Source organism: Vibrio sp. Y176 (assembly GCF_033438945.1).
In genome coordinates this window covers 1-560 of record NZ_JAWOQS010000959.1, presented here as the reverse complement: position 1 = coordinate 560, position 560 = coordinate 1, and the positions used below count along the sequence as shown (strand labels likewise).

The following is a 560-nucleotide window of genomic DNA, read 5'->3' as shown; positions in this document are numbered from 1 at the left end:
ATGTCGAAACAGCATCGAATCTTTATGAAAGTTAGCCGAAATGCGTTGCCACATCGCTTTCAAAGTATGTGGGTTAGTATCGGCAAGCGTGTCTTCTTCTAGGCGTTCGGCATCCGGGTTATTGATGTTGTTTAGCTGCTTTTCAACCGTAGCGAGGTTATTGAACAGGTAAGTCAGCTGCATTAACAAACGCTTCCAATGACCTTGTTGCTGCTCTTCCAAATACGCCAGTGAATTTTGTAGTTCTGCCAAAGCCAGAATCGACTCATCGGTGTGAGTGTATTCGTTGCCGAGTTGAATAGCTTGAGCAATATCTCGGCAAGCTTGCGCTTGTGTCTCAAGAAGATATTTAAAGCGGAACAGCACGTCTGAACGCTCAAACTCCGTTGCCAAATCTTGGTAGCGGTAGTGGCTCGAACTCACGCGTTCGTGAATGTCTTGCGCAATAAAATAGATATTCAAGAATCGGTCACTTGGGCCGTCTACATGACCACGCTTGGAACGGGTGAGTAGCGTTGCTTTACACGCATTGAGTGCGGTGACCGTAGCAGCATTAAGGC

1 protein-coding gene is annotated in these 560 nt (G+C 46.8%); it reads right to left on the bottom strand.

The annotated features are described in order from the left end of the window. On the bottom strand, window positions 1-560 hold a 560-nt coding region (locus R7O13_RS29630), incomplete at both ends, for an FUSC family membrane protein (protein WP_318305561.1).